At 37.7% G+C, this 12,923-nt stretch carries 9 protein-coding genes and 2 tRNA genes; 3 read left to right on the plus strand and 8 right to left on the minus strand.

The genetic code is table 11. The features are described from left to right. Window positions 1–1,104 (plus strand): glycosyltransferase family 2 protein, encoded by a 1,104-nt coding sequence (locus L1S34_RS10935; RefSeq protein WP_236364052.1) that lies wholly within the window; start codon window positions 1–3, stop codon window positions 1,102–1,104. 143 nt (window positions 1,105–1,247) lie between these two features. Here the strand turns inward: L1S34_RS10935 and L1S34_RS10940 are convergent, their stop codons facing one another. Beyond that, window positions 1,248–1,724, minus strand: a complete 477-nt coding sequence (locus tag L1S34_RS10940) for a hypothetical protein (RefSeq protein ID WP_236364053.1) — start codon at window positions 1,722–1,724, stop codon at window positions 1,248–1,250. A gap of 42 nt (window positions 1,725–1,766) precedes the next feature. After that, the gene (locus tag L1S34_RS10945) at window positions 1,767–2,156 is read right to left on the minus strand and encodes a hypothetical protein (RefSeq protein WP_236364054.1); all 390 of its coding nucleotides are present in this window, start codon (window positions 2,154–2,156) and stop codon (window positions 1,767–1,769) included. Window positions 2,157–2,207: 51 nt separating this feature from the next. On the opposite strand from L1S34_RS10945, the gene L1S34_RS10950 reads away from it, so the two are divergent. After that, window positions 2,208–2,708: a DUF456 domain-containing protein gene (locus L1S34_RS10950; protein WP_236364055.1), complete on the plus strand. Its 501-nt coding sequence runs from the start codon at window positions 2,208–2,210 to the stop codon at window positions 2,706–2,708. A gap of 64 nt (window positions 2,709–2,772) precedes the next feature. Here the strand turns inward: L1S34_RS10950 and L1S34_RS10955 are convergent. The 6 genes from L1S34_RS10955 to dnaE form a co-directional block, all read right to left on the minus strand. Beyond that, a tRNA-Asp gene (locus tag L1S34_RS10955) sits at window positions 2,773–2,849 on the minus strand. Between the two features lie 233 nt (window positions 2,850–3,082). After that, window positions 3,083–3,156: transfer RNA gene (locus L1S34_RS10960), tRNA-Asp, on the minus strand. Window positions 3,157–3,242: 86 nt separating this feature from the next. Then, window positions 3,243–4,181: a DUF58 domain-containing protein gene (locus L1S34_RS10965; RefSeq protein ID WP_236364056.1), complete on the minus strand. Its 939-nt coding sequence runs from the start codon at window positions 4,179–4,181 to the stop codon at window positions 3,243–3,245. Window positions 4,182–4,347: 166 nt separating this feature from the next. Further along, a complete protein-coding gene (gene trxA / locus L1S34_RS10970; protein WP_024980008.1) occupies window positions 4,348–4,665 on the minus strand; it encodes a thioredoxin in 318 nt (105 codons plus the stop codon). A 365-nt stretch (window positions 4,666–5,030) separates the two neighbouring features. After that, window positions 5,031–5,942, minus strand: coding sequence for an outer membrane beta-barrel protein (locus L1S34_RS10975; protein ID WP_236364057.1), 912 nt, complete (start codon window positions 5,940–5,942; stop codon window positions 5,031–5,033). A 208-nt stretch (window positions 5,943–6,150) separates the two neighbouring features. Further along, complete coding sequence (gene dnaE, locus L1S34_RS10980) at window positions 6,151–10,695, minus strand: DNA polymerase III subunit alpha (RefSeq protein WP_236364058.1); 4,545 nt, start codon at window positions 10,693–10,695, stop codon at window positions 6,151–6,153. Between the two features lie 725 nt (window positions 10,696–11,420). On the opposite strand from dnaE, the gene leuC reads away from it, so the two are divergent. Then, window positions 11,421–12,815, plus strand: a complete 1,395-nt coding sequence (leuC, locus tag L1S34_RS10985) for a 3-isopropylmalate dehydratase large subunit (protein WP_236364059.1) — start codon at window positions 11,421–11,423, stop codon at window positions 12,813–12,815. Window positions 12,816–12,923 lie beyond the last annotated feature (108 nt).

A 12,923-nucleotide genomic window follows, 5' to 3' on the forward strand; every position in this document is an offset into this window, starting at 1 on the left:
ATGATCACAGCACTATTACTCTATTTGATTCTGCTGATTTATTCATTAGCCATCATGGCACTGATTTATGGTTTTACCAAAATTAAAACTACCAAGCATTTTTCAGGATTAACCAAAACATCATTTACCATTATTGTCCCGTTTAGGAATGAAGCACATAACCTTCCGATATTGTTGGATAGTTTTGCAAAATTAGAATATCCACCACATTTATTTGAAGTCCTTTTGATTGATGATAACTCAACGGATGGATTTGAATTGCACGATTTGCCTTTTAAAGCAACAGTACTTCAGAATCATAGAGCTTCGAATTCCCCCAAAAAAGATGCTATTACTGCTGCCATGAAAAGGGTATCTACAAATTGGGTAATCACCACTGATGCTGATTGTACCGTACCCACAAAATGGCTTACAACTTTAGACCAATATATACAAAATCACAATGTAAGCATGGTTGCCGGGGCAGTAACCTATACTGTTAACAATTCGTTTTTACATCACTTTCAACAGTTGGATTTAACAAGCTTACAAGGCGCTACAATAGGAAGTTTTGGTCTGGGAAAAGGATTTATGTGTAATGGTGCTAATTTGGCCTACACCAAAGCTATTTTTGAAGAACTCAATGGCTTTGAAGGGAATAATTTAATTGCTAGTGGCGATGATGTTTTTCTGCTTCAAAAAGCCATTGCACGCCATCTAGAGAAAGTACACTACCTTAAATCATCAAATAACATTGTTAAAACGCAAGCTGTGATTAGTTGGAAAGCTTTGTTTTATCAAAGAGTACGATGGGCCAGTAAAACGAGTTCGTACCAAAGTAGTTTTGGAAAAGCACTTGCCGTAATTGTTTTTCTAGGAAATTTAAATTTTATTTCCGTTTTGTTTCTAACTGTATTTAGCAGCCTGTCAATAGTACATTTATTGATTGTATGCGTAGCAAAATTTATTGTTGATACCATTTTGATTTACCGAACTAACAATTTTTTGACCAAAACCAAAATTCGTTACTTGCTAGCTAGTAGTTTGCTTTATCCTCTTTTTAGCACGTTTGTAGCTTTGTATTCTATGTTTGGGAAATACCAATGGAAAGGCAGAAAGTTCTAGGAATTGCTATTGCCCTAGCGCAGAGGGTAGCGGCATCTCCCGATTTTGAAAAATAAGACTCTTTCGGCCCTAGTTTTTTTGATCGGGAATATAGCATATAGCTGGACATCGACGTTTTAGCAAAGCTAAATAGCTCCTTAAAACTACTCTACTTTTAAAATCACAGGAAGAATAAATTGGGTTTTTACAGGGATTCCGCGTTTGATAGCTGGATTTATCTTGGGGAAATTCACCAAACGTACTTTTAAAATACTATCGATTTTAATTTTGTCATACGCCACAGAGTCTTTTGGAAACTGTGGTTCAAATTGCATCGTGCTATTAGGAAAAACGGTAACCTTTACCTCGATGGTATCGAGTTCCGGATAAAGAATTGAAAGCGTATCAATGCTTAACTTTTCTTGAATAAGTTGCGTTAAAACTTCAAAAAAACATTTTTGGCGTTGTTTTTTGTCATTGATTTGCTCACAATCAATAACCGACGGATATTCGTCAACTTCTTTCCAGTTGATTGCTTTGAGTTCTTTTTGCAATAATTCCTTTTCCGAAGGGACCTGCTTATCAACATATTGACAAGAATTGAGGAGAAGAAAGGCAAAAAAGAGAAAATACTGCTTCAAGGTTTTGTTTTTGAATTATACGAATACGCCATAAAAATACAATTATTTTTTTGGAGAGGCTTTTGAAAGCAAATAATCTTCGTAGTTTTCGTTAAACCATTTTTGTTTGTTCTGAGCGGCAACTTCTTTTTGATCTGGGTATAAAGTAGCCAAACGTTCCGAGAAAACCGCAATTTGCATGGTGTAGTTATAAAACTCTTCTTTGGTTAAAATGAGTTTTGGGTCTGATTTTTTATCAGAGAATTCAAAGAAAAGCGCATCAAATTGTTTCAACGAAAAATTTAATACTTTTACTCTGTTCTTGCTATAAATAGATTCTTTGAGCAACTGATCTCCAGCGGATACTGTATTATTTTGAGCATGTGCACCTAAACCGCACAGTAAAAAAAGAAATAAAATAGAAAAAGACGCAAGTGTTTGAATTCGTTTCATAACCAAAGGAAGTTGCTTTTATTGAAAATCAAATTTACTAAAAAATTTATTATGGATGTGTTGCTTTTACTTTTGGGACTACTAAGCATTCTTTTGGGCATTGCTGGAAGTTTTTTACCTGTTTTACCTGGTCCAATACTAAGTTGGTTAGGACTTTTATTGCTCCATCTCACCGGTACTGTTCCCATGAACTACTGGGTTGTAGGCATCACTTTACTAATTACAATAGCGCTTTCAGTTTTAGATTATGTGATTCCAGCACAAGGCACAAAAAAATTTGGCGGTAGCAGTTACGGTATTTGGGGCACTAATATTGGGTTGGTTGTTGGCTTACTAGCACCAATACCGTTCGGGTTTATAATTGGACCATTTATAGGTGCGTTGGTAGGTGAATTACTTTACGACTCCAAAAACCAACAAAGAGCCGTAAAAGCGGCAGTGGGATCATTGGTAGGTTTTTTGGCATCTAGTTTCATTCAGTTTGTTTTTGGCTGTATGTGCTTAAGTATGTACCTGTGGTTGGTATGGGAAAACAGAGTGGCACTTTTTTAAAATTATATAAAGTACAAAATGCTGTAAAACAAAAAAAGTCTTTCTTTCGAAAGACTTTTTGTACTGGCGGTCTGGACGGGACTCGAACCCGCGACCCCATGCGTGACAGGCATGTATTCTAACCAACTGAACTACCAAACCAGTATTGTAAGCTGTAACTTCTTGTTCTACAAATAGAACTGTATGCAGAAGTTTATATCAAGAGTACCCTCATTTTAATCAAAAAAGCTATTCGCCGAGGCGAAAAGCTTTTCATTGGTCTAACTACTAAACCCGCTACGAGTTACAAATTCGTAGCAAACAACACAACTAACGTTAAAAACCTTAAAGGGGCAAAAAAGCCTTTCTGTTACGAAAGGCTTTTCCCAATATTGCGGTCTGGACGGGACTCGAACCCGCGACCCCATGCGTGACAGGCATGTATTCTAACCAACTGAACTACCAAACCTCTGCGTTATTGCGGTGGCAAAGATACAACAGATTTCCGTTTATACAAGCGTTTTTGGTAAAAAAAATCAAAAAAAATACACACTTTTAGCCAAAGTTTTGTTTTTCAACCAAATAAGTAGTCATTATTTTTTCAAAATTTTCATCAACACGCACCGGAACATACTTAATTCTGTTCTGCGAGCAGGTCAATGCTATCTTATTAAAGTACAATTGCATTTGTTTTTCGTATTCTTCTTTTACATTATCTGCAAAAAGCACTACTTCTTCGCCTGTTTCTACATCAATAAATTGTCGTGGTCCGTTATCAAAATCAAAATTCAACTCCGTTTTAGCATCTACCACATGAAAAACGACCACTTTGTGCTTGTTGTGTTTTAAATGTTGCAACGCATTAAATAAGGCCTCCTCATCTACCGAATTAGGTCCTGACTGAAACATATCAGTAAACAATACAATCATCGAACGGCGGTGCATCTTTTCGGCTATCTGATGCAAGTAGGTCACTGTATCGGTTTTCTTTTGAGTCATTGGCTTTGTCAATAAACCTTCGAGATTACTCAAAATCATTCTGTGATGGCGATCGCTTCCTTTTTCAGGCGCATAATACTCGTACGTATCCGAGAATACACTCAATCCCACTGCATCTCGCTGCTTTTTAAGCAAATTCATCAAAACGGCCGATGCCAAGACTGAAAAACCAATCTTATTCTCGTAAAAATTTTGATCGCTACGCAAATTAGGATAATGCATTGACGACGAATTATCAATAACAATATGGCATCGCAAATTGGTTTCCTCTTCATACCTTTTGGTGTACAAACGATCGGTTTTGGCGTACAACTTCCAATCGATATGTTTGGTACTCTCGCCAGCATTATACACTTTATGCTCTGCAAATTCAGCCGAAAAGCCGTGAAACGGACTCTTGTGCATTCCGGATATAAAACCTTCTACGACTTGATTTGCTAACAATTCCAGATGCTGAAAACGAGCTATTTGTTCTATTTGTGATTCCATCTTCATCTACCAAATATATTAAAAGATTGAAAGATTTAAAAATTAAAAAAGTACCGAAGCAAAACTTAATCAAATGACTAAAATCAATTCAGCTCAAACAAAAAAAGGCTTGACTTGCGTCAAACCTTTTCAATGAACCACAATTGGCTCTATTTTAATTATAATCTATAGATTACAACAATGCGTCTAAACTATCAGCGTAAGTTTGCTTAGGAGCTACTCCTACTTGCTTTCCTACTACTTCTCCGTTATGAAAAACAAGAACAGTTGGAATGTTTCTTACACCGTATTTTGCAGCAAATTCCTGATTTGCATCAACATCTACTTTTCCTACTACTACTTTTCCTTCATATTCATTACTAAGCTCGTCAATGATTGGACCGACCATTCTACAAGGTCCGCACCATGCTGCCCAAAAATCAACCATTACTGGTTTATCTGACTTCAAAACTACCTCTTCAAAAGTAGCATCTGTTATTGCTAATGCCATAATATATATTTTAAGTTATCATTTGAAATTTTATCATTCAAACTAGATTACAAATTTAGAAATTAAAAACAAATCAACCACTATTCGCAAATTAGTTTTCCCTATTAATCCATTATCAACGCCTATATGCCAAAAGTATTTCTTTTTAGCTTGATTTTTTGAAACTATTTAGCTCTGCTGAATCTTCGATGTCCAGCTTAAGCTGTATTCCTGATAAATAAAAACTACGGCAAAAAAGCCTTGTTTTTCTCAATCCGGAGATGCCGCTGCCATTTGGGATAGGTGTGTCTGTTTCAGCAGCACTTCTACTGCAAAAAAAGGGATGCCAAACAATGACATCCCTTGGCATTATAATTATGCTTGAACTACAAACTGTATTTCAAACCTAAAGTCAAACCTAAACCGCTAATACCTACATAAGAGCTTAATTCATCCATTGGCTTACTTGAATCTAAACCATTAGGGTTTGTTGCCGCATTGTTTGAATTTACATCCAAACGATCTACATAATTGGTGTTAATTTGAGCGTTCGTTCTTGTTGATAGAGCGTTTTGACCATTTCTTTCGTACACAATCGTCTCCTTTGATTTACCATGAACTGTAAAATTGCGGTATTCTAACTCCGCAAAAACAGCAAGTTTATTTCCCAAAGCGTAAGTAGTTCCTAAACTAGCCATAAAACCTACCGTAGGATTTGGCTTAATACGATCAACACTTTTCACCGCCACGGTGGCTGGACTTGCAACGCCTGTTGGAGCAATGGCATTAGTCGTAATCTCTAAATCTCCATGAATAGGAAGTAACAATCCCACTTTTGAATAGGGTTCAAAACCTTTCGATTCTCCTAGAAACAACACCAAAGCTGGCGCCAAATCAAATGCGGAAATTTGTCCCACCGATTTAAAATTGAATATCGGCCTACCTCCAGACATAAAAATTTGATCGGTAGTAGTTTGAGCCATGGTTTTATCAGTACTTGAATAATAATTCAAACCAAGTTCAAAACCAACACGAGCATTAAAGCGACGCCCTAATGTGACACCTGATCTAAAACCCTCACCAAAAGACCCAGTTATGCTTTCTTCTGCTACTAATTTACCCCCTACGTAGGTTTTATTTAAGGCTGCATTACCACCCACAGTAGGAAATTCTGTTGCCGCAGTTTGCATAAAATACGAACCGCCTGCTTTTAAATACCAACTCCCATTTTGTTTTGATTGCCCGATAATTAGCATCGAACTCAACATAAAACCAACTAAAAATAACTTCTTTTTCATAATATCTCTTATTAACGTAAAAGCAAAAATACGCCATAAAAGATAAAAATAATACATAAAAATACCTCAAAACGATATCCGAATTACATAATATCTAACAATCAAGGTATTAGCATATAACTAAAAATGAGATTTTTTTTCAATAATTTTGAATTGTATAAACCAACAAATTACTAGGAACAACAATGCCAATTCGAACAACGATTGACTAATTCAGTTTGAAATTTATCTGCATTTTTTCTAATTCAACTAACAACTCATGAGAAATCTTGATTTTTAATTTCCTACTTGGCATGCTCAGTTTAGTCACCACCTTAACCTCTTCAATCTCTTCCATTTTTGCAGCAGCAGTTGAGGCTAATCCATCTGGACCAGAGTCGTCACTATCTTCTTGTTCGTCAACAAACGACTCATCATCCGCCTCGATAGTAATTGGCGCTACGGCAACTAAACGTTTGGTTTTTTCTATTTCCATTACTTCAAAGCTCACCGTATTGTCGCCTTTATTTTCTAGAAAAAGACGACTCAAATTATGAATCACTTCTGTTTGTATGTCTTTAATATTCAGATATAATATTAGTTTTTTAGCAAATGTAGCCAGCACATCTTGCAGTTGTTTTACCTCAACAAATTGCATTCGAGGCTCACTCTTTTTACCTGTATCTTGATTCACCCAACCTTCTTTAATTAAGATTTTCAAAAACACAAATTGGTTGTTGTATAAGAAATGGTAAAACTTGAGATACTCCTCGCCAAAAATCTTAAATTCGAAACTTTCGTCGAAACCTTCTAAAGTAAAAATGGCCCAGTCTTTACCGTTTTTAGCCGTGCGCCTTTGGAAATTAGTTACAATACCAGCAAAAGTTAAATTTTTACCCACATATTGTTCCATACTGCGCAAGGCCTCTAACTTGGCGTTGCAGAAATATTTCATTTCATACCTAAAATCGTCTAGCGGGTGTCCTGAAATATAAATTCCAACTACTTCCTTTTCGCGAGACAATTTTTCCATCGTACTCCAATCCTCGCAAGGCGGCACCACAGGTTCAGCAATTTGCACTTCGCTGGTATCACCAAACAAACTCACTTGTGAGCTGTTTTCGTTCTCTTGAAACTTGGCTCCGTAACGAATGGCTTTTTCATAAAATGTGATTCCGTCGCCATCATCGTGAAAATACTGCGCACGGCTTGTCCCTTCAAAAGAATCAAATCCGCCAGCTAATGCTAAATTTTCTAGCGCTTTTTTATTAGCAGCGCGCAAATCAATACGTTTGGTCAAATCAAAAATCGACTTGTATTTGCCATCTTTTCTGTTTTCGACAATGGTAGCCACGGCTCCAGAACCCACACCTTTAATAGCGCCCATACCAAAACGTACAGCATAGTCATCATTAACGGTGAATTTATAGAAAGATTCGTTAACATCCGGACCTAGTACACGCAAGCCCATACGCTTACATTCTTCCATAAAAAACGACACTTGTTTGATATCGCTCATGTTGTTTGAAAGCACCGCCGCCATATATTCGGCAGGATAATGTGCTTTTAAATAAGCGGTCTGGTAGGCAATCCAAGCGTAACAAGTAGAGTGCGACTTGTTAAAGGCATAACTCGCAAACGCCTCCCAGTCTTTCCAGATTTTTTCTAAAATTTTAGCATCATGTCCTTTTGCAGCAGCTTGCTCAACAAATTTCGGTTTCATTTTATCCAAAACGTCCTTTTGTTTCTTACCCATAGCTTTACGAAGTACGTCAGCCTCACCTTTTGTAAAATCAGCTAATGACTGTGACAAAAGCATCACCTGCTCTTGGTAAACGGTAATTCCGTAAGTTTCTCCAAGGTATTCTTCGCAAGCATCCAAATCGTATTTAATTTCTTCCTCACCGTTTTTACGACGAACGAAAGAAGGAATATACTCTAACGGTCCAGGACGATACAAGGCGTTCATGGCAATCAAATCTCCAAATACAGTTGGCTTCAAATCCTTCATGTATTTTTGCATTCCAGGCGATTCGTATTGAAAAATTCCCACTGTTTCTCCGCGCTGGAACAACTCGTAGGTCTTGACATCATCAATAGGAAACTCATCTGGATTAAGATCGATGTTATTGCGGTATTTCACCAGCTTCACCGTATCTTTTATAAGTGTAAGGGTCTTCAAACCCAAGAAGTCCATCTTCAATAAACCTGCACTTTCTGCAACCGAGTTATCAAACTGGGTTACGTACAAATCAGAATCTTTAGCGGTTGTTACGGGCACAAAATTGGTAATGTCTGATGGGGTAATGATCACGCCACAAGCATGAATACCGGTATTTCGCATCGAACCCTCAAGAATCTTAGCTTGCTGAATTGTCTCACCTGCTAATTCATCGGAATTGGCAATCGCGATTAACTCCTTTACATTATCAAATTCATCAGAGCGCAAGGCTTTTTTAACATCCTCTTCCTTCTCTGAAATAAATCGAGCCAAATTCCATTTTGAAGGCATCATACCCGGAATCAACTTGGCTATTCTATCTGCTTCAAACAGTGGTAAATCAAGCACACGTGCGGTATCACGAATGGCTGATTTGGTTGCCATTTTACCATAAGTGATAATTTGAGCTACCTGATTGGAGCCGTATTTTTTAATTACATAGTCCATAACTCGGCCACGACCTTCGTCATCAAAGTCGATATCAATATCGGGCATGGATACACGGTCAGGATTTAAGAAACGCTCAAAAAGCAAATCGTACTTAATGGGGTCGATATTGGTAATTTTCAAACAATAAGCTACCGCTGACCCTGCTGCCGAACCACGACCTGGACCAACCGAAACGTCCATTTCACGGGCCTTGGCAATAAAATCCTGCACAATCAAAAAGTAACCTGGATAACCTGAATTGGATATCGTGAGCAACTCAAAATCCAATCGCTCTTGAATGGCAGGCGTAATTTCGCTATAACGTTTTTTCGCTCCCTCCATTGTGAGATAACGCAAATAGGCATTTTCACCTCGTACGCCATTATCCTCTTCGTCTAATGGATCAACAAATTCTTGCGGAATATCATATTTAGGCAATAATACGTCTCGATAGAGTGAGTAAATTTCGACCTTATCAACAATTTCTTGGATGTTGATAATAGCATCTGGCAAATCAGCAAAAAGTTGCTTCATCTCGTCACCAGACTTATAATAGTACTCTTGATTTGGCAAACCATAACGATACCCGCGACCACGACCAATTGGTGTAGCTTGCTTTTCGCCATCCTTTACACACAACAAAATATCATGCGCATTGGCATCTTGCTTGTTTAAATAATAGGTATTGTTGGTAGCAATGAGTTTTACTTGGTGTTTTTGCGCAAATTCTATCAAGGTTTTATTGACCCTGTTTTCATCCTCTTGATTGTGGCGCATAATTTCAAGATAAAAATCGTCACCAAACTGCGCTTTCCACCATAACAAGGCTTCCTCGGCTTGGTTTTCACCAACATTTAAAATTTTACCCGGAATTTCACCATATAAATTTCCAGATAAAACCATGATGTCTTCCTTGTACTTTTCCACAATACTGCGGTCAATACGAGGTACATAATAAAATCCGTTGATGTTGGCTATAGACGCCATCTTGGCTAAATTATGATACCCCTTTTTATTTTTGGCCAATAGCACCACTTGATAGCCATTGTCTTTTTTTGTTTTATCTAAATGATTGTCGCAAATATTAAACTCGCAACCCACAATAGGCTTCATTTCGGTTTCGGTTGGCTCCTCGCCACTCTCTACCAACGACTTATTTTTGGCGGAAGCCGATTTGTTGTGATTCATTACAGCGCTCACAAAATGAAACGCTCCCATCATGTTCGCGGTATCTGTCATGGCAACTGCCGGAAAACCATTTTTGGCGGTTGCAGCAACCAACGGTCCAATCCCAATTGTGGATTGTAGCACCGAAAACTGTGTATGATTGTGCAAATGTGCAAACTTAGCCTCAGCAAGTACTTTTTTATTTTCTAAAAGTTCACCTTTCGATATTCCCGCTCCTTGCTTATCGCCAAATTGTTGACGAATTACGTCCGAAGCTTGCTTCAGATTGATATGCTTGAGTCCAATAAGCTGAATTTCTATTGGATTTTTTGCTTGAAAATCTTTAAAGTAAGACGCCGGAACATCTAATTCTTCTTTGGTGAAAATTTCCTTTCGAACTAACTCAAGAAAGCAACGCGTAGTTGCCTCCACATCGGCAGTTGCGTTGTGCGCTTCAGAAAAAGGCACGTTGAATAAATAACTGTGCAACTCTGTCAAAGTTGGCAATTTGAATTTACCACCACGTCCTCCTGGCAGTTTGAGTAAACTTGCAGTCACCTCTGTACAAGTATCTAAAACCGGAAGACTTGCCATAGTAGACTCCACTCCTAATCGATGGAACTCTGCCCCCATAATATTGACATCAAAACCTAAGTTTTGACCCACAATAAATTTGGTTTTACCCAAGGCTGCATTGAATTTTTCGAGTACCTCAGCTAGTGGGATTCCGTTTTGCTGCGCCAATTCGGTCGATATCCCGTGAATACGCTCGGCATCATACGGAATATTAAAACCATCGGGCTGAACCAAATAATCTTGATGTTCGATCAATTTTCCCATATCATCATGCAACTGCCACGCAATTTGAATGCAACGAGGCCAGTTGTCCGAATCAGTAATAGGTGCATCCCAGCGTTTCGGTAATCCTGTAGTTTCGGTATCGAATATTAAGTACATAAGCTAAAGTAACAAAGATTAAAAATGTAAAAACGCAATTTAAAAATACCGCAAAACATTGGTTTACTGACATCTAAAAAGCACCAAACATAACAATTGTGGAACTTCAAATTTAGATGATTTTCGCGTAGCAACATTGGGAAGTTATCAACAATACCAGATGATTTTTGCCCAATTTAAAATCAAATACAGATTCCTTTTCTACAAAAATAATTAAATCAAATTATCAAAAAAACAACTTCTTACTATTGCAATGAAGAGTGAATTTAAATAGAAAAAAACCTAAAAATTCAACTTTGAACGTCGTAGTATTTCATGGTAAAGCAACTCGAAGAAACATCTAAAACAAGCATATTTCGCAATCAAATTTATAGTAGAATTAAAAATTCAAATACTAAATCAACTTTCACTAAGCTATAGAAAATAACAAGTTCATCATCATAAATCATCGATTTGATAACAAAATCACCAGATAAAGCCTTAAAAATATCAATTTGATAAAAATCAAAAAACATCACCTAAAATATAAAAACAGTAATTCTCTTAACAACAATTCAAACATCCGAAAAGCCAAAAAGCCAAAACAACAACTGCAGTTCCATCGTTTTTAATTTGGGCATCGTATAAAATCAAATTAAGTAAATTCAGAATCGCCAGTAGCTACTTAGTTTTGCCCTTTTAATGATCATCCTAGCACAATGTTGCTGCAAAATAAAAATTTTAAAATGAGTAAGACATTATTTGACAAAGTATGGGACGCCCATGTAATACGCAAAATTGAAGATGGACCAGATGTGTTTTTTATTGACCGTCATTTCATTCACGAAGTAACGAGCCCAGTTGCTTTTTTGGGTTTAAAATCAAGAAACATTCCTGTTTTATATCCTGAACGTACCTTTGCAACCGCTGATCATAATACTCCAACAATTAATCAGCACTTACCTGTGCAAGATGCTCTTTCTGCCAATCAATTAAAAGCCTTAGCGGATAACGCTGCCGAATACGGAATTTCGCATTGGGGTTTAGGACACGCACAAAACGGAATTGTGCACGTAGTTGGACCTGAAAACGGAATCACCTTGCCGGGAGCAACTATTGTTTGTGGCGACTCGCATACCTCAACTCATGGTGCATTTGGAGCCATTGCTTTTGGAATCGGAACTTCGGAGGTTGAAATGGTTTTGGCAACCCAATGCATCATGCAACCCAAACCTAAAAAAATGCGCATCAATGTCAACGGCACTCTTGGCAAAGGCGTAGGCCCGAAAGATGTGGCATTATACATTATTTCGCAACTAACTACTTCGGGTGGAACGGGCTATTTTGTAGAATATGCTGGAAATGTATTTGAAGAAATGTCTATGGAAGGCCGAATGACAGTTTGTAATTTAAGTATCGAAATGGGAGCTCGCGGCGGAATGATTGCGCCCGACCAAAAGACATTTGATTTTTTAGAAGGTAAACGTTTTGCTCCTAAAGGAGAAGCTTGGGAGAAAGCCGTGGCTTACTGGAAAACTCTAAAAACAGATGCCGATGCGGTTTTTGATGCTGAGATCAATATCGATGCTTCCCACATTGAACCTATGATTACTTATGGAACTAATCCTGGAATGGGTATTAGTATTTCATCAAAAATTCCTACTGCTAATCAAGTAGAAGGCGGTGCAGAAACCTACAAAAAATCGCTTGCATACATGGGCTTTGACGAAGCAGATGTGATGATTGGCAAACCAATTGACTTTGTTTTCTTGGGCAGTTGTACCAATGGCCGCATTGAAGATTTTAGGGCTTTCGCCGAAATTGTAAAAGGACGTAAAAAAGCAGACAAAGTTACTGCTTGGCTGGTTCCAGGCTCCCATGTAGTTGAAGCTCAAATTAAAGAAGAAGGGATTTTAGATGTTTTAACCGAAGCTGGATTTGTCCTTCGTCAACCGGGTTGCTCAGCTTGTTTGGCGATGAATGATGATAAAGTTCCCGCAGGCAAATATGCAGTAAGTACATCCAATAGAAATTTTGAAGGCCGCCAAGGACCAGGTTCAAGAACGCTACTTGCTAGTCCGATTATGGCAGCAGCGGCAGCCGTTACCGGCGTTTTGACAGACCCAAGAAATTTGTTCTAGTTGAATGTCAATTTCAATGGCAATATTTAAAGAGAATTAAAAATAAAAAGGTTTTAGTTTTTTAAAAGTTAATTTTTCAAAAGGAAAGTCTGAAATCTAAAATCATAA

This window comes from Flavobacterium sp. K77 (genome assembly GCF_021608205.1).
In the GTDB taxonomy this organism is placed as follows: domain Bacteria; phylum Bacteroidota; class Bacteroidia; order Flavobacteriales; family Flavobacteriaceae; genus Flavobacterium; species Flavobacterium turcicum.

Excerpts from the sequence above, each read along its gene's own strand:
- L1S34_RS10935 (WP_236364052.1), top strand. The coding sequence starts at position 1 with ATGATCACAGCACTATTACTCTATTTGATTCTGCTGATTTATTCATTA.
- L1S34_RS10945 (WP_236364054.1), bottom strand. The coding sequence starts at position 2,156 with ATGAAACGAATTCAAACACTTGCGTCTTTTTCTATTTTATTTCTTTTT.
- L1S34_RS10950 (WP_236364055.1), top strand. The coding sequence starts at position 2,208 with ATGGATGTGTTGCTTTTACTTTTGGGACTACTAAGCATTCTTTTGGGC.
- L1S34_RS10965 (WP_236364056.1), bottom strand. The coding sequence starts at position 4,181 with ATGAAGATGGAATCACAAATAGAACAAATAGCTCGTTTTCAGCATCTG.
- trxA (WP_024980008.1), bottom strand. The coding sequence starts at position 4,665 with ATGGCATTAGCAATAACAGATGCTACTTTTGAAGAGGTAGTTTTGAAG.
- L1S34_RS10975 (WP_236364057.1), bottom strand. The coding sequence starts at position 5,942 with ATGAAAAAGAAGTTATTTTTAGTTGGTTTTATGTTGAGTTCGATGCTA.
- dnaE (WP_236364058.1), bottom strand. The coding sequence starts at position 10,695 with ATGTACTTAATATTCGATACCGAAACTACAGGATTACCGAAACGCTGG.
- leuC (WP_236364059.1), top strand. The coding sequence starts at position 11,421 with ATGAGTAAGACATTATTTGACAAAGTATGGGACGCCCATGTAATACGC.